The organism is Allobosea sp. P1_A7, assembly GCF_056406775.1.
Window position 1 is genome coordinate 23,734 of record NZ_JBFTZN010000021.1, and the last position, 22,750, is coordinate 46,483.

Consider the following 22,750-nt stretch of genomic DNA (forward strand, 5'->3'; position numbering starts at 1 on the left):
GGTCTTGTGCAACGATCTGGTCTTGCGCCCGATGGCAGTTCTCAGGCCGCCGGCTTGCCGTAGCCGCCGCCGCCGGGCGTCTCCAGCAGCACGACGTCGCCGGCCTTCATCGTCAGCTTCTTCGCCTCGCTGACGGATGTGCCGTTGACGAGGAAGCGCCCGGGCGCCCCCGGCAGGCCGCCATCGATCCCGTCAGGCCCGCGTTCGAGCCGGCTCGGCACCGCGTTGAGCAGCCAAGCATGGTCGGTACGCATGTGAAACTGGATGATCTGGCCGTCCCCGCCCTGCATCCGGCCCTTGCCGCCGGACCCCGGCCGCAGTTCCTTGCGGTCGAAGACGATCGGCATCGCTGCTTCCAGGATCTCGATCGGCACAGCCGCGACCCCTGTCGGATAGCAGGTGGCGCTCGGCCCCGGCTTGCCGGCGCGCGCGCCCATGCCGCCGGAATAGTTGAACATCGACGAGGTGAAGGGTTCGCCGCTCGGACGCCGGCCCTGGATCTGAATGGTCCAGACCGCGCCTGATCCTTCCGCCAGGACCCGTTCCGGCATGACCTGATGCAGCGCCTTCAGGATCGGCATCGGGACGTACATGCCGACCACATGGCGCGCATTCACCGGCGCAGGATAGGCGCAGTTGATGATCGAGCCCACGGGAGCGCGGACTTCGATCGGCGCGAGCGAGCCGGTGTTGTTCGGCAGGTCCGGATTGAGGCAGGAGCGGATCGCGAAGGTCGAATAGGCGTGGGTGTAGTTCAGCACCACGTTGATGCCGGTCGTCGTCTGCGGTGAGGAACCGTCGAAGTCGACGATGATCGAACCGCTCTCGGCATCGACGGTGACGGCGCTCTTCAAGGTGATGWTCTCGCCGCCGGGAACGTCGAAGACGGCCTCGCCATGATAGGTGCCGGGCTTCAGCTTGCGGATGGCGTTGCGCGTCGCCTCCTCGGAGCGATCGATGATCTCGTCGGACAGGGCCTCGATGTCCTCGATGCCGTAGCGCTCGCACAGCGTGATCAGGTGCTCGGCGGCGGCCTCGCCGGAAGAGACCTGCGCCGACAGGTCGCCGAAGACGGCGTCGGGCGTGCGCACATTGCGGCGGATGATGTCGTGCAGCATCTCGCTCGGCTTGCCGCGCTCGTAGAGCTTGAGCGGCGGGATCCAGAGGCCTTCCTCATGCACGTCGCGGGCACCGGCGCCGATGCCGTAGCCGCCGATATCGGTGTGGTGGATGGTCGAGCCGATATAGGCGAGCAGTTTGGTGCCGTTGAAGATGGGCGTCAGGATCGTGATGTCGAAGAAGTGCCCGGCCGAGAGCCAGGGGTCGTTGGTGATCAGCACGTCGCCGGGTTCGCACCGCCCTTCGAACAGGCGCACGAGATGGGCTCCCGCGATGGCGAGCGAGTTGATATGGCCGGGTGTGCCGGTATTGGCCTGCGCCACCATGCGTCCGCGCTGGTCGAAGAGCGCGCAGGCGAGGTCGCCGGCTTCGCGCACGATCGGGCTGAAGGCGATGCGCTGCAGCGCCTTGGCGCGTTCGTTGACGATACCGATCAGGTTCGACCAGAGGATTTCGAGTTCGACTCCGTCCATCGGATTTCAGCCTTTCGTGGCGACGATGCAGCCGAGCGCGTCGATCGTCGCGCTCCAGCCCGGGGGCAGCGCGGTCGTGGTCTCGCGCTCCTCGATGATGGCGGGGCCGGCGATGGTCTGGCCGGTGGCGAGGGCGGAGCGCTCGTAGACCGGCACCGACTGACCGTCTTCCCAGGCATGGACCGGACGATGACGCTTGGGTGCACCGGCTGTGTTCTGGGGCCGGGCCTGGCTGTCGAAATGCGGCAGGGGACCGCGTGCCACGACGCGCCAGGTCACGAGTTCGATCGGGACATGCGAGGGGTTGACGCCGTAGAGGGTGCGATAGGCCGCCTCGAACTGTGCCGTCAGCGCTGCGCTGTCACGGCTCTTGCGCGGGTCGGTCTCGAAGATGATCGTGACCTCGTGCTGCTGGCCGACATAGCGCATGTCCGCGCCGATGAGGATCGTGACGTCGGACGCCGCGCAACCGGATACGCCGAGCGCCGTCAGCCCCTCGCTCTCGAGCTCGCCGAGCACACGATCGACGCGGCCCCAGTCGAGATGGTCGACCCGCGTCAGGTCGCTGCGCACCAGATCGAGCCGGACCGGCGTGACGAGCGTGCCGAAGGCCGACAGCACGCTCGACTGCGGCGGTACGATCACGCTGGTGCTCTGCAGCAGGTCCGCGACGCCGCAGGCGTGCAACGGACCGGCCCCCCCGAAGGCGAAGAGCGGCAGGCCGCGATAATCGACGCCGCGATCGGTGGCGTGGGTCCGCGCCGCCGAGGCCATGGCCTCCGTGACGATGCGGTAGATGCCGCGCGCCGCCTGGACGGCGTTGAGGCCGAGCGCATCGCCGAGCCGCGCCATCGCGGCGTCGCAGGCTGCCTTGTCGAGCGACATGTCGCCGCCGAGGAAGTTCTCGGCATCGATCAGGCCGAGCACGAGATCTGCATCGGTGACGGTCGCGTTCTTGCCGCCGCGGCCGTAGCAGGCAGGTCCCGGATTGGAGCCCGCGCTTTCGGGCCCGACCTTGAGCAGGCCGAGATCGTCGACATGGGCGATGCTGCCGCCGCCGGCGCCGATCTCGATCAGGTCGATCGAAGGCACCGTGACGGGCAGGCCGCTGCCTTCCCGGAAGCGGTAGCGCCGGTCGACCTCGAACAGCCCGGTGATCAGCGGCGTACGGTTCTCGATCAGGCAGGCCTTGGCCGTGGTGCCGCCCATGTCGAACGACATCAGTCGATCGATACCGAGCAGCTCCGCATAGTGGCAGGCAGCAAGGGCGCCGGCTGCCGGACCGCTCTCGATCATGCGCACGGGATTTTTGCCCGCTGTCTCGGCGCCGACGACGCCGCCCGAGGACAGCATGATCAGCGGCGTGTTGGCGAAACCCTCGACGCGCAGCCGGTCGCTCAGCCGCTTGAGATAGGGCTGCGAGATCGGCATGGCGTAGGCATTCACCGTCGCCGTCGAGGCGCGCTGGTATTCGCGGATCTGCGGCGCGACCTCGGCCGAGGTGCAGATGAACACGTCGTTGAGTTCGCGAGAGAGGGCAGCCGCGACCGCGACCTCGTTTTCAGGATTGGCGAAACTGTTGAGGAAGCAGATCGCGATGGCGCGAGCACCGGAGGCGCGGATCTCGGCTGCGAGTTCGGTAATGTCCTCGGCTGCCGGAGCAAGCGCGAGGGTGCCGTCTGCCAGGACCCGCTCCTTGATGCCGAAGGTCAGCTCGCGCGTCACCAGCGGCTCGGGGAACTCGATCTGCGGATCGTACATGTCATAGCGGTGCTCGTTGCGGATCGAGAGCACGTCGCGGAAGCCCTCCGTGACGACGAGCGCCGTCGGCAGCCCCTTGCGCTCGATCAGCGCGTTGGTGACGACCGTGGTGGCGTGGACCACGACACCATCGATCGCGCCGGCCGCGATGCCGGCCTTGCCCAGCACGGAATCGACACCCCGGAAGAAGCCCTCCAGCAGGTCGTGGTGGGTGGTCAGTGTCTTGTCGACGCTGAGGCTGCCGCGGGAGTCGCGCAGGACGATGTCCGTGAAGGTGCCGCCGATATCGACGGCCAAGGAATAGGTCATGATCTCAGTCTTTCCAGGTCAATCCGCGCGAGATGCGTGCGGCTGCGCCGACGACTTCGCGGATCTGTTCGGGATCGGGTTCTGGCGCGATGAATTGCGTGGAGCCGACGATGGCGATCGAGCCGACCAGCGCCTTGCGGTGGTCGAAGACCGGGGCGGCCAGCGTGTTGACGCCGGTGATCACCTGGTCGGGCGCAGTGGCCCAGCCGCACTCGCGGACGCGTGCGATTTCCGCCAGAAGCGCCTCACCGGAGACGATCGTGCTCGGCGTCCACGCCTTCAACTCGCCGGCTGCAACGGTGCGACTGCGTTCCGGCGAGCCGAAGGCGAGCCAGATCTTGCCATGCGCGCTGGCGTGGAAGGCGAGCCGCGTGCCCGGCCGCATCGCGAATTCGATCATCGTGCGGCCCTGGATCAGCTCGAGGACGATCAATTCCTCATCGATCACGTCGCAAAGCGTCACGGCCTGGCCGGAGCGGTCGCGGAGCGTCATCAACTCCTCGCGTGCTGCCGAGACGATATCGAAGCGCTGTCGCAGCGCCTCGCCGAGGACCATCAGCTTGATGCCGGCATCGTAGCGGCCGGTATTCGGATCCTGCCGGACGAAGCCGTGGCGCTGAAGCGTCACCAGATGCCGGTAGATGGTGGCCTTGGAGGAGGAGAGCGCCTCGGCAATCTGCGCCAGTGCGACGGGGCGGCTCTGCAGGACCAGATACTCGACTGCCTGCAGGGCGAGGTCGAGCGTGCTTGTGCCGGCAGGCACAGCTTTGGCGGAGGCTTTGTCGGTATCGAGCGTCAAGGAGCGTCCCTCTGTGTTTCATTTCATATAATGAAACATCATTTTGTTATTTGATATGCTATGGTTTGATCGAGCGGGCTGTCAAGCGTCAGTCGGATCGCCGAGATGGCTGGAATGCTGACGGGACGTCGGCATGGGCGCCAACGGTCACGGCGGCCTTCCCCAGATGTGAAGGGCGGGCACCGGTGGTCCCACTGCTCGTCTATCGATCACGTAGCGATGGCGCGCCGATGCGGAACCGCAGGTTTCGCTGCGCGGTTTCCCGACATGTCCGCCGCGACCTCAGGACGTCAGGGCAGGGTAGGGGATAAGGCCGGATCGCCTCTTGATCGGGTCATGCTATCTAATTAACATGATAATCATAAATCCTGCGTGGCGGTGTGGTCCTGCGCCGTTGCTGAAGCCAGCCCGCCGCGTCGCCATCCCCCTGGCAATCAACTCTCGAAGACGTCGATCTCGGCCAAAGGCACGAGGCGACAGAAGGACCGGATTCATGCTTGCCCCCAGATTCGTCAGCTTCTCCGCTGAAAACCGCGCCGGATACGGCCTGGCCGTGGAAGGGGGCGTCATTGACCTGTCCAGCCGCTTCTCGGCTCGGTGGCCGAGCCTGAAGGAGGTGGTAGCCGAGGGCGCCTTTGCGAAGCTTGCCGACGCGGCGGCGGGGCTGTCTCCGGATCTGCCGTTCCAGGCGATCCGCTACGAGCTTCCGATTGCCGCGCCCGAAAAGATCATCTGCGTGGGCGTCAATTTTCCCGACCGCAACGCCGAATACAAGGATGGCCAGGCCGCCCCGGCCAATCCCTCCCTGTTCCCGCGCTTTCCCCGCTCCTTCACCGGTCATGACCAGCCGCTGATCCGCCCGCCCGAGAGCGTGCAGCTCGATTATGAGGGCGAGATCGTCATCGTCATCGGCAAAGCGGGGCGCCGCATCGCCGAGCGCGACGCGCTGAACCATGTCGCGGCCCTGTCGCTTTGCAATGAGGGGACGATCCGGGACTGGGTTCGGCACGCCAAGTTCAACGTCACGCAGGGCAAGAATTTCGACCGCTCGGGCTCCATCGGGCCATGGCTCGTTCCCTTCAGCGATGAGGCGCAGATCGCCGATATCGCGCTGACGACCCGCGTCAACGGCGAGCTGCGCCAGGAGGACCGGACCAGCCGGATGGTCTTCTCCTTCCGCCGGATCATCAGCTACATCTCGACCTTCACCACGCTCGTGCCGGGCGACATCCTCGTCACCGGCACGCCGACCGGGGCAGGGGCTCGCCTGGAGCCGCCGGTCTGGCTGAAGCCCGGTGACGTCGTCGAGGTCGAGGCCGAGGGGATCGGCCTTCTCCGCAACACCATTGCCGACGAGGCCTGATCGATGCTGAACGCCAATGAAATCGCCGCCGCGGCGCTGAGCCTCGACGAGGCCGAACGGACGCGCCGCCAGACGGGGCTGATGTCGCTCAGGCATCCTCAGATGACGATGGATGACGCTTATTCCATCCAGGGCGCCTGGGTGAAGCACAAGATCGCCGCCGGTCGAAAGGTGATCGGCTGGAAGATCGGCCTGACCTCCAAGGCGATGCAATACGCGCTGAATATCGACATCCCGGATTCAGGCGTGCTGTTCGACGACATGATGTTCGCCGATGGCGACAGCGTGCCGAAGGACCGCTTCATCCAGCCGCGGATCGAGGCCGAGATCGCCTTCGTGATGAAGGCGCCGCTGAAGGGCCCCAATATCGGGATCTTCGACGTGCTCAATGCCACCGACTACATCACTCCGGCGCTCGAGATCCTCGATACCCGCATTCTGCGCGTCGATCCGCAGAGCGGGAAGGCCCGCACTATCGTCGACACGATCGCCGACAATGCCGCCAATGCCGGCATCGTCGTCGGGGGCCGTGCCATGCGGCCGGACCAGGTCGATCTTCGCTGGGTCGGCGCCATCGTCTCGCGCAACGGCCAGGTCGAGGAGACAGGGCTCGGAGCTGGCGTGCTGAACCATCCCGCCCGTGGCGTCGCCTGGCTTGCGAACCGGCTCGCCGCCTATGGCGACCATATCGAGGCCGGCCAGATCGTCCTGGCGGGCTCCTTCATTCGCCCGGTGGAAGCGCGGCATGGCGACACCATCACCGGCGATTACGGCCCGCTGGGCAGCGTCAGCTGCTTCTTCGAATAGGCAGACGCCTGTCGCTCCCTCTGCCCTAAGGGCAAGGGGCGGCGTCCCCGGAGGGCGGCCACGGCCCCCGCGGCGCCGTGTCGCGCCGGCGCCGGCTTGCGGCGTTCGGCTCCAGTGGTGGAGTGCTGGCGGGGGCGCCGCACCGCATGCGTTCGGCAGGGGAGCCGTCGGCTCTCCATGCAGCCCCGGTCATGGCGACGGCAGCCCCGGCGCGTAGTCAAGCATCTGACAAACCAGATCAAATCGGAATGGGAATGCAATCTCTTCGGCTCCCCGCTCCGATATAATTAACTTGATAATTAACTTGTTATGTGAGATCGGGGCCCGGTTTTCGGAGCGGCCCCGATCGCGATGACCGCTCCGTAGGAATTGCTGGGAGAATTGGAATGCTCGGATATCTGCGCAACAAATGGACCCTCGCTGCCGGCTGCATGCTGGCTGCCGTGACAGTGGCTTCGGCCCAGAGCGGCGACACGCAGAAGACGATCAAGGCGCGCGGGCTGCTCAATTGCGGCGTGTCCAGCGGCGTGCAGACCGGCATGAGCACGCTCGACAGCGCAGCGAAATGGAATGGCTTCGAGGTCGATTTCTGCCGTGCCGTCGCCGCCGCCGTGCTGGGCGATGCCGAGAAGATCAAGTTCGTGCCGCTCGAGATCAAGACGGCGTTCGCCACGCTCCAGTCGGGCGGCATCGATCTGCTGGCGCGCACCGCCACGCATACCTTTGTTCGCGATATCGAGCTGAACGTCGCCTGGCCCGGCGCCTATCTCTATGACAGCCAGGGCTTCCTGGCGAAGAAGTCGCTCGGCGTCAAAAGCGCCAAGGAGCTCGATGGCGCGTCGATCTGCGTCTCCGCTGGTTCCAATTACGAGCTGAACCTCGCCGACTATTTCCGCAAGAACGGCCTGAAGTTCACCCCGGTCGCCGCCAATTCGCGCGACCAGAACGAGAAGAACCTCGAAACCGGGCGTTGCGACGTCTATGCGAATGTTCTGAGCGCCCTGGCCGGAGCCGTGTCGAAGCTCGGCAAGCCGGATGACTGGGTCGTGCTGCCCGAGTTGATCTCGATGGAGCCGATCGGCCCGGTCGTGCGCAAGGACGATAGCCGCTTCCGGGATATCGTCGGCTGGACGCTCAATGCGCTGATCGCCGCCGAGGAGCTGGAGATCACCCAGGCCAATGTCGAGAAGCTGAAGGCGAGTTCGACCTCGCCGGAGGTCCAGCGCCTGCTCGGCGTGACCGGTGATTTCGGCGTCAAGCTCGGGCTCGGCAATGACTGGGCGCTCAACGCGATCAAGGCCGTCGGCAATTACGGCGAGATGTTCGAGCGCAATCTCGGCAACAAGAGCCCGATCAAGCTCGAGCGCGGCCTCAACAACCTTTGGAACAACAAGGGCCTGATGTCGTCGCCGCTGCTCCGCTGAGCGAAAGGCGCGAGGCCGGCGCCAGCCGCCGGCCTCGATCTCCCCACACGCAGACAAGCCGGACAATGACCACCACACCTGCCGTTCGATCATCTCAGCGTACTGCGCTGCCGGGACGCCGCCGCGTCATGGGCTGGGTCTTCCAGGCGCTGCTCGTGGTCGCGCTGGCCTGGGTGGCCCATGTCGCCATCGGCAACCTCTACGACAATCTCGCGGCCCGCGGCCTCAAGCTCGGGTTCGACTTCCTGTGGCAGGAGGCGGGCTTCGAGATCGCGTTCCACCTGATCCCGTATACGTCGAGCGACAATTACTGGCGGGTCTTCCTCGTTGGCATCACCAACACGCTGCTGGTGACGGCGATCGCCATCGTGCTCTCGACGATCCTGGGCTTCGCCATCGGCATCGCGCAGCTCTCCGGCAACTGGGCCGTGTCGCGCGCCGCTCGCATCTATGTCGAGCTCGTCCGCAACCTGCCGCAGCTCCTCCATATCCTGATCTGGTACAATGTCGCGCTCCGGGCCTTTCCCGCWCCGCGCGTCGCCGTCGGTATCGGCGACATGGTCTATCTCTCGAACCGCGGCGTCTTCCTGCCGGCGCTGACAAGCGATCGCCCGGGGCTCCTGGTCATCGCCATCCTCATTGCAGTCGTTGCGGCGCTCGCCCTGTTCCGCAGCCTGACCTCCTATGCCGAGCGCACGGGGCGTTCGGTGAACGCCTGGTTGCCGTCGCTGGCGGTGCTCGTGCTCCTGCCGGTCCTCACTGTCGCGCTGACAGGCACGCAGGTCTCGGTCTCCGTGCCGCAGCTCAAAGGGTTCAATTTCATCGGCGGCTGGGCCCTGGTGCCGGAGCTGACGGCACTCGTCTTCGCCATGGCGATCTACAACGCTGCCTTCATCGGCGAGCTGGTACGCGCCAGCATCGAGTCCGTGAGCAAGGGCCAGCGCGAAGCCGCGGCCGCGCTCGGCTTCGGCTGGTGGTGGACCTTGCGCTTCATCGTGATCCCGCAGGCGGTGCGCGTCCTGCTGCCGCCCCTGTCGAACCAGTATCTCAATATCCTCAAGGGCTCCTCGCTCGCGGTGGCGATCGGCTATCCCGATCTCGTCGGCGTCTTCACCGGCATCAGCATCAACCAGACCGGCCGCGCCATCGAGATCGTCGGCATGACCATGGCCGTCTATCTCGCGATCAGCCTGCTGATCGGCGCGCTGATCAACCTGTTCAACCACATGACCAGGATCGTCGAACGGTGACCGAAGCCGCCCTCATCTCCGATACGCCGCGCCGCCCGGCCGCCCATGCCGGTGCGCCGGCCCGGATCGCGCTCTGGCTGCGCCGGCGCATCTTCGCCTCCTGGCGCGACGCGTTGCTGTCGCTCGCGGTCGCCCTCATCCTCGGGGCGATCGCCTGGACCATCCTGCCCTGGGCGCTGTTCAAGGCGACCTGGACCGCTGCAAGCCGGGCCGATTGCGTGCCGGGCGGTGCCTGCTGGGGCTTCGTTGCAGCCAAGGCCTCGCAGTTCATCTACGGCTTCTACCCTCCGCTGGAACGTTGGCGCCCGGATACCGTCTTTGCCCTGCTGATCGCCGGGCTGACCTGGCTGATGGTGCCCCGCATTCCGGGGAAGGGCTATGCCGGCCTGTTCATGATGGTGGTCCTGCCGGTCGTCACCTTCGTCCTGCTGCATGGCGGGGTCGCCGGGTTGCCGGTGGTGCCCAGCGACAAATGGGGCGGGCTCCTGCTCACGCTGATCCTTGCCGTCTCCGGCATCAGCTTCTCCTTGCCCTTCGGCGCGCTCTTCGCGCTCGGGCGGCGCAGCCAGATGCCGCTGGTCCGCTGGTTCTGCATCGGCTTCATCGAATTCTGCCGCGGCGTGCCCTTCATCACGGTGCTGTTCATGGCCATCGTGATGCTGCCCTTCTTCCTGCCTTCCGGCATGAAGCCTGATCCGCTCGCGCTCGCCGTGGTCGGCATCATCTTCTACGAGGCTGCCTACATGGCCGAGGTGGTGCGCGGAGGCCTGCAGGCGCTGCCGAAGGGGCAGTACGAGGCGGCCATGGCGCTCGGCTTCGGCTACTGGCGCACGATGCTCTACATCATCCTGCCCCAGGCGATCCGGAAGGTCGTGCCCGGCATCGTCAACACCACCATCTCGCTGCTCAAGAACACGACGCTGGTGATGGTCGTCGGATTGTTCGACCTGCTCAACATCGTCTCCGCCGGCGTCGCGGACCCGCTCTGGGTCGGCTCGCAGGCCGAGGGTTACTTCGTCGTCGGGCTGGTCTTCTGGCTCATGAGCTTTGGGCTGTCCTGCTACAGCCGCGCCATCGAGGGCGGCTTCGCACGGGCCGACCGGGCCTGACCGCATCGGGTATTGCAATCATGGAAAATCCCATCATCCGGCTCGAGAACGTCGATAAATGGTTCTCGCAGTTCCACGTCCTGCGCGGCATCGACCTTGCGGTGAAGCAGGGCGAACGCATCGTGGTCTGCGGCCCGTCGGGCTCGGGCAAGTCGACGATGATCCGCTGCATCAACGGCCTCGAGCACTATGAGGGTGGCAGGATCACGGTCGGCGGCGAGACCGTGTCTCAGGGCGACGACAATATCGAGAAGATCCGGCAGCGCGTCGGCATGGTCTTCCAGTCGTTCAACCTGTTCCCGCATCTGTCGATCCTCGACAACCTGACGCTCGGCCCGATCAAGCTCAGGCGCCTGCCGCGCGCCGCGGCGGAAGCCCAGGCCATGGAGCTGCTCGAACGCGTCCATATCGGCCAGCAGGCCCGCAAGTTCCCGAACCAGCTCTCGGGCGGCCAGCAGCAGCGCGTCGCTATCGCCCGGGCGCTCGCCATGGAACCGGACGTCATGCTCTTCGACGAGCCGACTTCCGCACTCGATCCCGAGATGGTCAAGGAGGTCCTGGACGTGATGATCGAGCTCGCCGGCACCGGCATGACGATGATCTGCGTCACCCATGAAATGGGTTTTGCGCGCGCCGTGGCTGACCGGGTCGTCTTCATGGATAACGGCGCCATCGCCGAAGTCGGGACGCCGGACGCCTTCTTCTCTGCGCCGCGAACCGAGCGCGCCCGCCAGTTCATCCAGCAGGTCATTCACTAACCGGCCGGCCCAGCCGCAGCCATCATTCCAGTCCGGAGCCTGAACCCCGTGAGCACGACGCCTTCCGCCGCTTATCCCTATCGCCTGCGCATCCCCGGGCCGATCTCGATCCCCGAGCGCGTGCGCAGTGCCACCGCGCTGCCGATCGTCAACCATCGCGGCGCGCAGATGCGTGTCGTGCTGGGCGAGATCCAGCGCCTGATCAAGCCGCTCTTCGGCACGCAGGCGCCGGTGCTGGTCTTCGGCAGCTCCGGAACCGGCGTGATGGAGGCGAGCCTCGTCAATATTCTCGCTCCCGGCGAGAAAGTGCTGGCGCTGGTCCACGGCCAGTTCAGCGAGCGCTATGCCCAGATCGCGCGGGCACTGGGCGCGCAGGTCGACGTCATCGAGAGCGAATGGGGGCATGCGCCGACCCCGGCGCGGGTCGCCGCCGAGCTCGACAAGGCCGAGTACCGCGCCGTGATCGCTGTCCATAACGAGAGCTCGACCGGTGCGGTGACCGATCTTGCCGGCATCGGCGCGCTCCTGCGCGAGCGCGAGACGCTGTTCCTCGTCGACTCGATCAGCGGGCTCGGCGGCATGGAGCTGCGCCAGGACGAGTGGGGCGTCGACATCGTCGTCACCGGCTCGCAGAAGGCGCTGATGTGCCCGCCCGGCCTCGGCCTCGCCAGCGTCAGCGACAAGGCCCGCAAGGTCATCGAGCGCACCGACCGCTGCCCGCGCTTCTACTGGGACATGCGCAAGGCGCTGGCCGTCGTCGACAACCAGGAGACCGCCTTCACCTGCCCGGTCTCGTTGCTCTTTGGCCTGCACGAGGCGCTGAAGATGATTCACGAGGAGGGGCTGCCGCAGGTCTTCGCGCGGCACGAGCGGCTCTCGGGCGCGCTCCGCGCCGGCTGTGTCGCGCTTGGCCTGCCGGCTTTCGGTGATCCTGCCGTGGCCTCCCAGACCGTTGTCGTCGCGTCGGTGCCCGAGCCCCTGACGGGCGGGGCGATCGTCAAGCACCTCAACGAGACCTACAACACGATGATCGCCGGTGCGCGCAACCGGCTGAGCGGCARGGTCATCCGCATCGGCACGATGGGCCAGATCAGCGAAGCCGATATCCTGACCGACCTGCATTTTCTCGAACGCACGCTTGTTGCGCTCGGTCACCCCGTCCCCTCAGTCGGTGCCGGCATCACTGCCGCCGCTGCCGCCCTCCGCTAATCCAGCAACGGATCGTATCCATGCCTCATATCTGGGTCGAGTATTCGACCAATCTCGAAGCCAGCGTCGACGTGCCCGCGCTGCTGAAGACCGTGCAGGATGCCCTGATCGGCGACGGCAGCATCTTCCCCTTCGCCGGGGCGCGCACGCGCGGCGTGCCCGTCGCGAACTATCTCATCGTCGACGGTCACCCCGATAACGCGTTCGTGCATGTCCTGCTGCGGATCGCGGCCGGGCGCTCCGAGGCCGACCGCAAGACGGCGGGCAGCCGGGTGTTCGAGGCGGTGAAGGCGCTGCTCGCCCCGGTCAGCGCGTCGCGGCCCCTCGGCATTTCCGTGCAGATGGAAGAGGCCGATGAGACGGTCAATTTCAAGACGAGCAATTACCGCGAGTATTTGAAGCAGCGCGGTATTCCAGAGAAGATGTCGGCCTGAAAAGGGCGACTCGGCAGGCCGGAAAATGGGGCTGGCCAGGCCATTCCTGGCAGCGGGGGGATTGATGAGCGACCGGACGCCAGCCGAGGGCCTGGACCTGCCTGCCGAAACCGGGCAGCCGGCAGCGCGCGTGCGCCTGCGCCATTTCTCCAAATCCCTGCCGATGTCCCTGCTGCGGGCCCGGGAAGCGGTGATGCGCCATTTCCGTGCCAGCCTTCGGCATTTCGGCATGACGGAGCAGCAGTGGCGCGTTCTGCGCGCCCTGACGGCCGTGAACACGATCGAGGTGACGGCGCTGGCRGAGGACACGTTCCTGCTCGCGCCCAGTCTTTCGCGCATCCTGAAGGACCTCGACGAACGCGGCCTCATCCTGCGGCGCACCTCGCAGGCCGATCTGCGCCGGGGGCTCGTCTCGATCTCGCCGCTGGGTCTTGAGCTGATCGAGCGGGCCGGCGTCGAGTCCGAGGCGATCTATCGCGAGATCACGGGACGTTACGGCAGCGAGCGTCTTGCCGAATTGCAAAGCCTGCTTCGGCAGCTCGAAGATTGCCTGGATGGCCTGGACAGCGGCGGATCCCATGGATCAAACCGCCGGCCGGGATAAGCCCGGAGAGGCGCGCTCCCGGCGGGGATGTTCGGGTTCACCTATTTGCCGTCGAACTGCCGGTGGTCCGCCAATACGCGCTCGATCACCTGCCATGATTTGTCCGCATCGCGCTGGTTGCGATCRTGGCCGGCAACCGTGATCAGCGCCTTCCACAGGGCCCAGCCGCGGGCGCGGGCCCAGGTGTCGTCGTCGAGGGAAAGCGCGGCACGGAACATGTCGCGGCTCGCTCCGGTAAACTCCGTCCACGCGATCGCGAGGTCGCAGGCAGGGTCGCCGACCCCCGAACTCCCGAAGTCGATCACGGCAAAGAGCTTGCCATTCCTGATGAGCAGGTTGCCAAGGGCAATATCGCCATGGACCCAGACAGGCGGGCCGCGCCACTGCGAACCGAGCGCGGCGGCCCATACGCTCTCGGCCGCAGCGATGTCGGTGCGGCACCCAAGCGCTGCAAGCGCAGCCCGGGCTTCTGCATCATAGACCGCCAGCCTGCCACCCCGATGAAAATTATGTTGCCCCGCCGCCGGCCCGCCAGTCGCGTCGATGCGCTGAAGGGCGCCGAGAAACCCGGCAAGCGAGCGGGCGAACTGCGTGAGATCGGCAATCGGGTTGGTCGCGGCTGGCTCGCCGTCAAGCCAGCGATAGACGGACCATGGCCACGGGTAGGCCTCCGCTGGAGCGCCCAGGGCAAGTGGCGCGGGGATCGGCAATGGGAGGTGAGGCGCCAGCTTTGGCAGCCAGCGGCGCTCCTTTTCGACCTGAGGCGCATAGGCAGCCGCACTCGGCAGGCGGACCGACATCTGATCGCCCAGACGAAAGGTACGATTGTCCCAGCCGCCCGGCTCGATTGGCTCGATGGGCAGGTCAGCCCATGCGGGGAATTGTGCGGCGATCAATCGTCGAACAAGTCCGGCATCGATCGGGACACAGAGATCATGGTCCTGCTGCGCCATGGCTCTTGCTTACAGTCTGCACCGGGGGCTTTCCAGTCAGCCACGACGGTACAAACGCCTGCAAGGAGAGGGGGCGGGAGCAAACCTGTTTCAGCCAGGTTTGCCGGCTTCGACAGTGAGTTCGACGGCTCCGATGCCGTCCAACGCGAAAGTGTAGGTTTCCGTCTCGGTCGGAAAGCGGGTGGTGACCAGGCTGCCGGTCATGACCACATCGCCGGCACGTAGCGTCCGGCCCTTGGCCGCCAGCGCATTCGCCAGCCAGGCCAGGGGCGAGAAGGGGTGGCCGAGCACGTCCCGTCCGTGGCCGCGGTCGATCTCGACGCCATTGCGGTGGACCACGCCGGTGACCGCATCCAGCGCGGGCCATGCGCTGCGGAATTCGGAGAGGACGATGCCGCCGTTCCAGGAATTGTCGGCGACGAGCGAGAGCACGTCGAGCTCGGCATAGTCGGCGGCGCGGTCGTCGACGATCTCGATTGCGGCGCAGACGCCGCCGACATGGGCAGCGACGGTTTCGGGCGTGAAGGCGGGGCCGCCGACGGGAAGATCGTTCGCTAGGCGCACGGCGATCTCGAATTCGAGACCGATCCGCCCATAGCCGGAGATTGCGACCTTCGCGCCGGAATGGTGCAGCCGGTCGGCCAGGACGACCCCGGCGATCGGCTGGTCGATGCCGCACATCGTCTGCATGCGCTGCGAGGTCAGGCCGATCTTGTAGCCGATCCCGTCACCGAACCGGGTTTGCAGCAGCGAGACATAGCGGTCCTGCACCCTGTAGGCGTCCTCGAGCGAAGCGATGCCGCTCGCCGCCGCGAACGGGCGGAAGCGCACCTGTTCCTCGTGCTCGCGCATCAAGCGCTGCGCCAATCCATTCTCATCGATCATCTCGTTCTCCCCCAGGCCGGTGCTTCTTCGAGCCCCGGCGTCAAATTTCAAATTCTTCGCCACGGCCACGCTAGGTCGCCGCCACGATCTCGGCAAAGCGCCGCACCGCCGGCGGAATGCGCTCGGGCGCGGTATTGCCGAAGCCGAAGATGAACCCCGTCGCCTCCTGGCTCTGCAGCCGGTAGCGGGACAGGGCCGGCACATCGATGCCGCGCTGCCGGGCGGCATCGGTGACCGCGCGGTCGTCGAGCGGGCCGCGCGCATGGGCGGTCAGATGCAACCCCGCCGTCACCTCGGGAATGACCAGCCGATCGCTGAGCGCCTCACGCAGGGCTCCGACGAGGATGGCCGCCCGCTCGCGATACAGAAGCCGCATCCGCCTGACATGCCGGGCCAGCACGCCCCGGCCCATGATATCGGCCACCATCTGCTGCAGCGGCGGCGGCAGATAGCAGGAGAAGACCAGCTTGGCCCGGTAGAACAGCTCGACCAGATCGGGGGGCAGGACCAGATAGGTCAGGCCGAGCGACGGGGAGAAGATCCGGTTGATGTTGCCGATGAAGATGACGCGCTGGTCGGTATCGAGCGACAGCAGGGAAGCCAGGGGCTGGCGGTTGATGCCGATCGGGCTGCTGTAATCATACTCGATCACCCAGGCGTCCCGTGCGCGGGCCCAGGCCAGCAGCGAAAGCCGGCGCGCCATCGGCATCGTCGAGCCGTAGGGAAACTGATTGGTCGGCGAGGCGATCACCATCCGGGCGGTCTCAGTCTCCGCGCTGAAGCGATCGACGCAGAGCCCGTCATGATCGACCGCATGCGGCAGGACGCGGGCACCATTCGCCACGAGCGCGGCGACCCGGGTCGGATAGCCCGGATCCTCGACGATGACGCCGTCGCCTGGGTCGAGCAGCAGCTGGGCGAGAAGGATGAAGGCCTGTGTCGTGCTGGCGACGACCGCGATCTGCTCGGCCGCGCAGGGCACGCCCTCGTATTCGCCGAGATATTTGGCGATCTGCTGACGCAGGGCCGGGAGCCCGAGGCGCTCGCTGAAGCTGAACTGGGGCCAGGGCTCAGAGCCCCAGTATTCGGCGGTGCTGCGGCGGATGTCGCTGAACGGCAATTCGTCGAGCGCCGGGAGCAGGGGGCTGAGATCGTAGCCGAGCTCACGCTCGCTCGGGAGCGGCAGGCCCATCAGCGCGCTGCCACGCCTTGCCAGGATGCGCGGCTGCCGCGGCGGCCCGGCTGGGGCCGGGGCGTCCAGGCGGCGGTGCAGATCCTCCGGCAGGTCGGTCTCGATATAGGTCCCAGCGCCGGTGCGGCCATGCGCATAGCCCTCGTTCTTCAGGCGGGCATAGGCGAGCACGATCGTCGAGCGGGAGACATCGAGTTCGTCCGAGAGCTTTCGCTGCGGTGGCAGCCGTGCTCCGCGGGGGATGGCGCCGGCCACGACCATCGCACGGAGCTGCCCCGCGATCTGGTCGTAGAGCGGTTCCGGCCCGTCCCGCTCCAGCGCCAGCGCATTCCAGAACGGATAGTTGAAGGCCGAATTCATGTCCTGTTGCACCCTTCGCGAGGCCGAAAGCGTGCGCGTCGCCACCTCACCCTTCACCGGGTCGGATTGAGCCGCCCGCAGGCGGCAGGGTCAAGCGGCTCGGCGCAATTGGTCTGTACCATTTGGAAAAATTGGTACTTGAGGCGGCCAGGAGCCGCCGATACCGTCCCTGCCAATCGAGGTCGGACAGAGCCGATCCAGCAATGCAAAGGGGAGGATCACGTGTCTCGACCGGAGGCGAAGACCGTCCTCACCGCGGACGTCATCCACAAGAGCTATGGCGACTTTCCCGTTCTCAAGGGTGTCAGCCTCGCGGCCCGCGAACGGGACGTGATCTGCATGATCGGCGCCAGCGGTTCGGGCAAAAGCACCTTCCTGCGCTGCATCAATCTGCTGGAGACCCCGGAATCCGGCACGATCTCCTTCGAGGGCGAGGAGATCAAGCTCCAGCGCAGCGGAGACCGCCCGCCGGTGCTGAACGCCAGGCAGATCAGCCGAATCCGCAGCCGGATGGGCATGGTGTTCCAGAGCTTCAACCTGTGGAGCCACCTGACCGTGCTCGAGAACGTTACGATCGCGCCGATCAAGGTGCTGGGCGTTGCGAAGGCCGAGGCGATCGAACGTGCCGAGGCGCTGCTGGCGAAGGTCGGGCTGTTCGACAAGCGCTATCATTACCCCGCTCATATTTCCGGCGGCCAGCAGCAGCGCTGCGCCATCGCCCGCGCCCTGGCGATGGAGCCCAAGCTGCTGCTCTTCGACGAGCCGACCTCGGCGCTCGACCCCGAGCTCGTCGGCGAGGTGCTGCGCGTCATGCGCGTTCTCGCGGAGGAGGGGCGGACCATGATCGTCGTGACCCATGAAATGGCGTTCGCCCGCGAGGTCTCGAACGAGGTGCTCTTCCTTCACGAGGGCAAGATCGAGGAGCGCAACAGCCCCGATCAGATCTTCGGCAACCCGATGTCGGAACGGTGCAGGCGCTTTCTGCAGCGCGTTCTTTGAGGAGAAGAACCATGAGAAAGACCGCTCTCGCCCTCCTGTCGGGCGCAGCGCTGCTGCTGGCCGGCACCGCCTTCGCCCGCGAGGTGAAGATCGGCACCGACTGCACCAATCCACCCTTCAACTACCGCACCGCCAGCGGCGAACTGGCGGGTTTTGACGTCGATATCGCCCGTGAGATCGGCAAGCGTGAAGGGTTCGACCTCAAATTCGTCTGCCAGTCGCTCGATGGTGCGCTCCCGGCCCTGACGGCGCGCAAATTCGATCTCATCCTCGCGAGCCTTTCGATCACCGAAGCGCGCCAGAAGAGCATCGATTTCAGCATCCCCTACCGCTCGTCGACCGGCCGGTTCGTTGGCCCGAAATCGTCCACGCTCGCGCCCGTCACCGCCGAGGGGCAGCCCAATCCCAAGGCCCTCGACGGCAAGGTCGTCGGGCTGATCCGCTCCAGCACCTATGACCGCTATTTCACCGAACTGTTCCCCGGCGTGCAGATCTCGCGCTACGAGAACTACGAGACCCTGCTCCTCGACCTCGTCTCCGGCCGCGTCGACCTGATCATGGCCGGGCCGATCAAGATGGAGGGCTTCTTCGAGGACGCCCAGGGCAAGAACTTCAAGTATATCGGCCCTGAACTCGAGAACATCAAATATTTCGGCCCCGGCGTCGGCGTCGGACTGCGCAAAAACGAGCCTGAACTGCTCGACAAGGTCAACAATGCGCTGAAGGGCATGTTCGCCGACGGGACCTTCAAGGCGATCAACCAGAAGTACTGGAAGTTCACGGTGCTCCCCAGCGTCTGGACTCAGTGACGCTCTCCGGGCGGCGCTAGCCGCCGCCCGGCATCGCCCGCGCGGCTGACAAGGCCCAGCGCGACCTCCGCCCCGACAGGACCGATTCATGACGGCAGACCTCTTCCAGGGCTGGGGAACGCAGCTCTTCTGGGGCACGATGGTCACGCTCCAGGTCGCGTTCCTGTCGCTGCTGGCGGGCCTCGCGATCGGCTTGGCGGTTGCGCTCGCCAAGCTCTCCTCGTCGCGGTTCCTGCGCGCGGCGGGTGATTTCTACACGACCTGCGTCCGCGGGACGCCCGAACTGCTCATCATCCTGCTGGTCTATTTCGGCAGCACGGTTGCGCTCTCGGCGATGCTGCGCTGGATCGCGGGACCGGAGGTCTATGTCGAGATCCCGGCGATGGCGGCCGGCGTGTTCGCGCTCAGCCTCGTCTTCGGCGCCTATGCGGCCGAAATCTTCCGGGGCGCTTTTCTCGCCATCCCGCCGGGTCAGATCGAGGCGGCGAAGGCCTTCGGCATGTCGCCGCTGACRCTGTTCATCCATATCCGCATGCCGCTGATGTGGCGCTACGCCCTGCCGAGCCTCGGCAATATCTGGATCTCGCTGATCAAGAACACCTCGCTGATCTCGGTCGTCGGCCTCGAGGAGTTGATGCGCGTCAGCTATCTCGCCACCTCGGTGACGCGCAGCCCGTTCCATTTCTACCTGCTCGCGGCGGTCATCTATCTCACGCTGACCATCATCAATTCCCTCATCATCGAATGTCTCGAGACCCGCGCGAACCGCGGCGTGCGGAGGGTCTGATCATGGACATCTCGCTCATGATCGAGAGCATCCCGCGCCTGCTCGAAGGCGCGGTCGTCACCCTGCAGCTTCTGCTGCTGACCGAGATCATCGGCTTCGTGCTCGCTCTGCCGCTCGGCATTCTCTACGCGAATGGCAGCAGGGGGGTACGGGCGCCGATCTATTGCTTCGTCTATTTCTTTCGCGGCACGCCGCTGCTCGTCCAGATCTTCATCGTCTATTACGGGCTCGCGCAGTTCGAGTTCGTGCGCGAAAGCTTTCTCTGGCCGTATCTGCGCAAGCCCTTCATCTGCGCCCTGCTGGCCTGTGCCCTGCATTCCGCCGCCTATACCGCGAATATCCTGCGCGGCGCGATCCAGGCCGTGCCGGCCGGCGAGATCGAGGCGGCGCGCGCCTGCGGCATGTCGGCCTTCCAGGTCCAGCGGCTGATCGTGCTGCCGATCGCGCTGCGGCTGATGCTGCCGGCCTATAGCAACCAGGCTATCGGCATGTTGAAGGGCACCTCGCTTGCCAGCACGATCACGCTGATGGAGCTGACCGGCGTGGCCAATACCATCGTGGCCGATACGTTCTCGCCCTATGAGATCTTCATCATGGCTGCGCTGATCTATCTCTCGATCACGCTCGTCATCACGCGTTGCTTCAAATTCGCCGAATACAGCCTCAGCAAGCACCAGCGCCCGCTCAAGAGCCGCGCAGCGATCCCCGGACAGGTCAGACATGCCGACTAGCGACATCAGGAATTTCATTGCCTTCGCCCAGGAGCTGGTCGAGGCGAGCGGCGAGATCATCCGCGAGGCGGCAAGGCACAACAACGCCTTCATCCCCAAGGGCGACGACAGCCCCGTCACCGAGATCGACCGGCGCGCCGAGACCGAGATCCGCCGCCGCATCGAAGCGGCCTATCCCGGCCATGGCATCCTCGGCGAGGAGTTCGGTTCGCAGGGAATGGACGAGGATTTTGTCTGGGTCATCGACCCGATCGACGGAACCAAGGCCTTCGTCGCCGGCATCCCGGTCTTCGGCACGCTCGTCGCTCTGACCCATCGTGGCGTCCCGATCCTCGGTGTCATCGACCAGCCGATGACACGGGAACGCTGGGTCGGCGCGGAGGGCTTTCCGACGACGCTGAACGGCGCGCGCGTCACGACCTCGGGCCGGCGCCTCCTGTCGGAAGCGGTGATGTCGACGAGCAATATCGAACTCTATGACGAGGACAGCCTGCCGACCTTCAAGGCCCTGCGCTCCTCCGTCCATTGGTGCGTCTATGGCGGCAGTTGCTATTCCTATGGACGGCTGGCCTCCGGGGCGATCGACATCGCCATCGACCGCTTCGAGAATCCGCATGACTACCTCGCCCATGTCGCCGTGATCACCCATGCCGGCGGCGTCATGACGGATTGGGACGGCGCGCCGCTGACGATCCGCTCGGGCGGGCATTGTCTGGCCGCGGCAAACTCCGCCCTGCACGCAGCCGCGTTGGGCCGGATCGCACCCTCGCACCGAACCCTGCCGGCCGCCTGACACAGCGAGCGATGCCGCATTCCAAACCTGTGTTCGGCCAGGGCTCACGCAGCCGCACCGGGCGCAGCACTCACAATCCCCAGTCGAGACTTCGCCATGCATGACCGCACGCGTTCCAGGAGCCATATCGTCGAGTGCATGAAGGAGGCTGCCCGGATCGGCGGCGCATCGCTCGCCGGGAATTTCGCCCGCCTCGCCGCCCTGCCGATCCTGGAGAAGGGGCCGTCGGATTTCGTCTCTGCCGCGGATATCGAATCCGAACGGCTGATCATCGCGCATCTCGGGGACACGCTGCCCGATATCGCGGTGCTCGGCGAAGAGAGCGGCGCATCCCCAGGCGCCAGTGACGGTCGCAGGATCGTCATCGATCCCCTCGACGGCACCAACAACTTCCTGCACGGCATCCCGCAGTTTTCCGTGTCGCTCGCCCTGATGGAGGGCGACGAGGTGACAGCGGGCGTCACCTATCATCCGCTCAGCCACGACATGTTCTGGGCCGCGAAAGGAGAGGGCGCCTTTCTCGGCGACCAGCGCCTCACGGGCTCGAAGCGCAACTCGCTCGCCCATGCCGTCGTCGGCACCTGTTTCCCCTATCATGGCAAGGGCGACACGGAAAAAGCCGCGCGTGAAATGGCAGCCATCATGCCGCAGGTTTCAGGGATCAGGAGTCCGGGCTCCGCCGCCCTCGAGATCGCCTACGTCGCAGAAGGGCGCTTCGACGGGTTCTGGACCTCGGGCGCCAAGCTCGATCTCTGGGACCTCGCTGCGGGCGTGATCATCGCCCGCGAAGCCGGCTGCATCGCGACGGAAATCGATGGCGAGGGCGACCCGCTGCACTGCCGCAGCCTTGTCGTCGCCCCGCGCCAGTTTCACAGCCTCTTCATCGACATCTTCCGGACCGCCTCTGCCACGAACGCTATTTGCGAGGCCCGCCCGCGATAGCGTGCTTGGCGGTCCTTGGGGCCTCAGAACTCGATCGACGCACCGATGATCGGCCCGTGCTGAGTGACCTTCCACTGGAAGCCGCCATCCCGGTAGTCCTGGTGCAGGACGCGGTAGCCGGTGCGAACCATGGTCTTGTAGCCCGCCAGCGTGGTGCGGTAGCCGAGAAGCGCCTGTCCGTTGAGGCTCAGCCGCGAGCCGACGCCGAAGCCGCCGGCATCGCCTTCCATGAAGAGGTTCCAGCGGTCGGTCAGGTCGAGATTCAGCCTCGCCCCCACGAAGGGGTCGAGCCAGCTCTCGCTGTCGGAAACATGCAGCCCGGCGACCCGGATGCGGCCCGTCAGGCGCGTCCAGCGGGCGCCCGCCGTCGGTTCCAGTGCAAAGACGCGGGGTGCGCCGAACACGGTATTGCCGCCGAGTTCGGACTGATAGACGCGGTAGAACACGCCGGCGCTGACCAGATAGGACTTCATGCCGGTGCCGATGTTGAGGGAGGCAATCYTTTCGTCGCTGGAGACATCGACATACTCGCCATTGACATAGGCGCCGAAGGCGCCGCGGCGGATCTCGAGATTGCCCATCAGCCCGAGGTCGAGATTCTTCAGGGTGTCGCGGAACGGGACGTCGACATGCCGGTGTATCCCGAGCACGGCCGCATCCCCGTTGAGCGAGGCCGCCCAGAGATAGGGGCTGAGGGTGACCGACCAGTCGCTCTGGGCGAGGGGGGCGCCTGCCTGCGCGATGCGGACAGGGGTGAGATCGGCTGCCGCAGCAGGCGCCGCCGCCGCAAGCAGGGCGGCCGCGCCGATCATGGCTCTGGTCCGGCGGGAGCGATGCCGCTTGCCGGATGTCGCTGACGTCATGGTGCTGTGGCCCCCCG

General features: G+C 66.1%; 22 protein-coding genes. 15 read left to right on the top strand and 7 right to left on the bottom strand.

Annotated elements, in window-relative coordinates:
• Nucleotides 1-41: 41 nt before the first annotated feature.
• Genes AC1D34_RS05800 through AC1D34_RS05810 form a run of 3 tightly spaced genes read right to left on the bottom strand, consistent with a single transcriptional unit; the run spans nt 42 to nt 4,461 of the window.
• Entirely contained in the window at nt 42-1,592 is a 1,551-nt protein-coding gene (locus AC1D34_RS05800) for a hydantoinase B/oxoprolinase family protein (RefSeq protein ID WP_476823728.1), read from the bottom strand.
• Between the two features lie 6 nt (nt 1,593-1,598).
• Nucleotides 1,599-3,662, bottom strand: coding sequence for a hydantoinase/oxoprolinase family protein (locus AC1D34_RS05805; RefSeq protein ID WP_441504668.1), 2,064 nt, complete (start codon nt 3,660-3,662; stop codon nt 1,599-1,601).
• Between the two features lie 4 nt (nt 3,663-3,666).
• Entirely contained in the window at nt 3,667-4,461 is a 795-nt protein-coding gene (locus AC1D34_RS05810; RefSeq protein WP_441504667.1) for an IclR family transcriptional regulator, read from the bottom strand.
• A 493-nt stretch (nt 4,462-4,954) separates the two neighbouring features.
• Here AC1D34_RS05810 and AC1D34_RS05815 point away from each other — a divergent pair, with 493 nt between their 5' ends.
• The 9 genes from AC1D34_RS05815 to hpaR all read left to right on the top strand — a co-directional run bounded on the left by AC1D34_RS05815 (nt 4,955) and on the right by hpaR (nt 13,419).
• Nucleotides 4,955-5,824 carry a fumarylacetoacetate hydrolase family protein gene (locus AC1D34_RS05815; protein ID WP_441504666.1) on the top strand — a complete coding sequence of 290 codons (870 nt, stop codon included), beginning with the start codon at nt 4,955-4,957 and terminating at the stop codon, nt 5,822-5,824.
• A gap of 3 nt (nt 5,825-5,827) precedes the next feature.
• Nucleotides 5,828-6,631: a 2-oxo-hept-4-ene-1,7-dioate hydratase gene (gene hpaH / locus AC1D34_RS05820; RefSeq protein ID WP_441488570.1), complete on the top strand. Its 804-nt coding sequence runs from the start codon at nt 5,828-5,830 to the stop codon at nt 6,629-6,631.
• Between the two features lie 386 nt (nt 6,632-7,017).
• Complete coding sequence (locus AC1D34_RS05825; RefSeq protein WP_441488569.1) at nt 7,018-8,055, top strand: amino acid ABC transporter substrate-binding protein; 1,038 nt, start codon at nt 7,018-7,020, stop codon at nt 8,053-8,055.
• Nucleotides 8,056-8,120: 65 nt separating this feature from the next.
• Nucleotides 8,121-9,305: an amino acid ABC transporter permease gene (locus AC1D34_RS05830; RefSeq protein WP_441488568.1), complete on the top strand. Its 1,185-nt coding sequence runs from the start codon at nt 8,121-8,123 to the stop codon at nt 9,303-9,305.
• A complete protein-coding gene (locus tag AC1D34_RS05835) occupies nt 9,302-10,414 on the top strand; it encodes an amino acid ABC transporter permease (RefSeq protein WP_441488567.1) in 1,113 nt (370 codons plus the stop codon). Before AC1D34_RS05830 ends, AC1D34_RS05835 begins: the two co-directional genes overlap by 4 nt.
• A 20-nt stretch (nt 10,415-10,434) precedes the next feature.
• Nucleotides 10,435-11,172 (top strand): amino acid ABC transporter ATP-binding protein, encoded by a 738-nt coding sequence (locus tag AC1D34_RS05840; protein WP_441488566.1) that lies wholly within the window; start codon nt 10,435-10,437, stop codon nt 11,170-11,172.
• Nucleotides 11,173-11,220: 48 nt separating this feature from the next.
• Entirely contained in the window at nt 11,221-12,381 is a 1,161-nt protein-coding gene (locus AC1D34_RS05845) for a pyridoxal-phosphate-dependent aminotransferase family protein (protein ID WP_476823729.1), read from the top strand.
• A gap of 20 nt (nt 12,382-12,401) precedes the next feature.
• Entirely contained in the window at nt 12,402-12,815 is a 414-nt protein-coding gene (locus tag AC1D34_RS05850) for a 5-carboxymethyl-2-hydroxymuconate Delta-isomerase (RefSeq protein ID WP_441488564.1), read from the top strand.
• Between the two features lie 64 nt (nt 12,816-12,879).
• A complete protein-coding gene (gene hpaR / locus AC1D34_RS05855; protein ID WP_441488563.1) occupies nt 12,880-13,419 on the top strand; it encodes a homoprotocatechuate degradation operon regulator HpaR in 540 nt (179 codons plus the stop codon).
• Nucleotides 13,420-13,460: 41 nt separating this feature from the next.
• Here the strand turns inward: hpaR and AC1D34_RS05860 are convergent, their stop codons facing one another.
• From AC1D34_RS05860 to pdxR, 3 genes are all read right to left on the bottom strand, one after another.
• On the bottom strand, nt 13,461-14,372 hold the full coding sequence (locus AC1D34_RS05860; RefSeq protein ID WP_441504665.1) for an aminoglycoside phosphotransferase family protein: 912 nt from the start codon (nt 14,370-14,372) through the stop codon (nt 13,461-13,463).
• A gap of 90 nt (nt 14,373-14,462) precedes the next feature.
• Nucleotides 14,463-15,257, bottom strand: a complete 795-nt coding sequence (locus tag AC1D34_RS05865) for a 2-keto-4-pentenoate hydratase (RefSeq protein ID WP_441504664.1) — start codon at nt 15,255-15,257, stop codon at nt 14,463-14,465.
• Nucleotides 15,258-15,327: 70 nt separating this feature from the next.
• A complete protein-coding gene (gene pdxR / locus AC1D34_RS05870; protein ID WP_441504663.1) occupies nt 15,328-16,809 on the bottom strand; it encodes a MocR-like pyridoxine biosynthesis transcription factor PdxR in 1,482 nt (493 codons plus the stop codon).
• Nucleotides 16,810-17,031: 222 nt separating this feature from the next.
• On the opposite strand from pdxR, the gene AC1D34_RS05875 reads away from it, so the two are divergent.
• From AC1D34_RS05875 to AC1D34_RS05900, 6 genes are all read left to right on the top strand, one after another.
• On the top strand, nt 17,032-17,808 hold the full coding sequence (locus AC1D34_RS05875) for an ABC transporter ATP-binding protein (protein ID WP_441504662.1): 777 nt from the start codon (nt 17,032-17,034) through the stop codon (nt 17,806-17,808).
• Between the two features lie 11 nt (nt 17,809-17,819).
• Nucleotides 17,820-18,617 carry a transporter substrate-binding domain-containing protein gene (locus AC1D34_RS05880; RefSeq protein WP_441504661.1) on the top strand — a complete coding sequence of 266 codons (798 nt, stop codon included), beginning with the start codon at nt 17,820-17,822 and terminating at the stop codon, nt 18,615-18,617.
• Between the two features lie 88 nt (nt 18,618-18,705).
• Nucleotides 18,706-19,404 carry an ABC transporter permease gene (locus AC1D34_RS05885; RefSeq protein ID WP_441504660.1) on the top strand — a complete coding sequence of 233 codons (699 nt, stop codon included), beginning with the start codon at nt 18,706-18,708 and terminating at the stop codon, nt 19,402-19,404.
• A 2-nt stretch (nt 19,405-19,406) separates the two neighbouring features.
• On the top strand, nt 19,407-20,135 hold the full coding sequence (locus tag AC1D34_RS05890; protein ID WP_441504659.1) for an ABC transporter permease: 729 nt from the start codon (nt 19,407-19,409) through the stop codon (nt 20,133-20,135).
• Nucleotides 20,125-20,928 (top strand): inositol monophosphatase family protein, encoded by an 804-nt coding sequence (locus AC1D34_RS05895; protein ID WP_441504658.1) that lies wholly within the window; start codon nt 20,125-20,127, stop codon nt 20,926-20,928. The genes AC1D34_RS05890 and AC1D34_RS05895 overlap by 11 nt, the downstream gene beginning before the upstream one ends.
• A 96-nt stretch (nt 20,929-21,024) precedes the next feature.
• Nucleotides 21,025-21,870 carry an inositol monophosphatase family protein gene (locus AC1D34_RS05900; protein WP_441504657.1) on the top strand — a complete coding sequence of 282 codons (846 nt, stop codon included), beginning with the start codon at nt 21,025-21,027 and terminating at the stop codon, nt 21,868-21,870.
• Nucleotides 21,871-21,893: 23 nt separating this feature from the next.
• On the opposite strand, the gene AC1D34_RS05905 is transcribed toward AC1D34_RS05900, so the two are convergent.
• Nucleotides 21,894-22,682 (bottom strand): hypothetical protein, encoded by a 789-nt coding sequence (locus tag AC1D34_RS05905; RefSeq protein ID WP_476823730.1) that lies wholly within the window; start codon nt 22,680-22,682, stop codon nt 21,894-21,896.
• Nucleotides 22,683-22,750 lie beyond the last annotated feature (68 nt).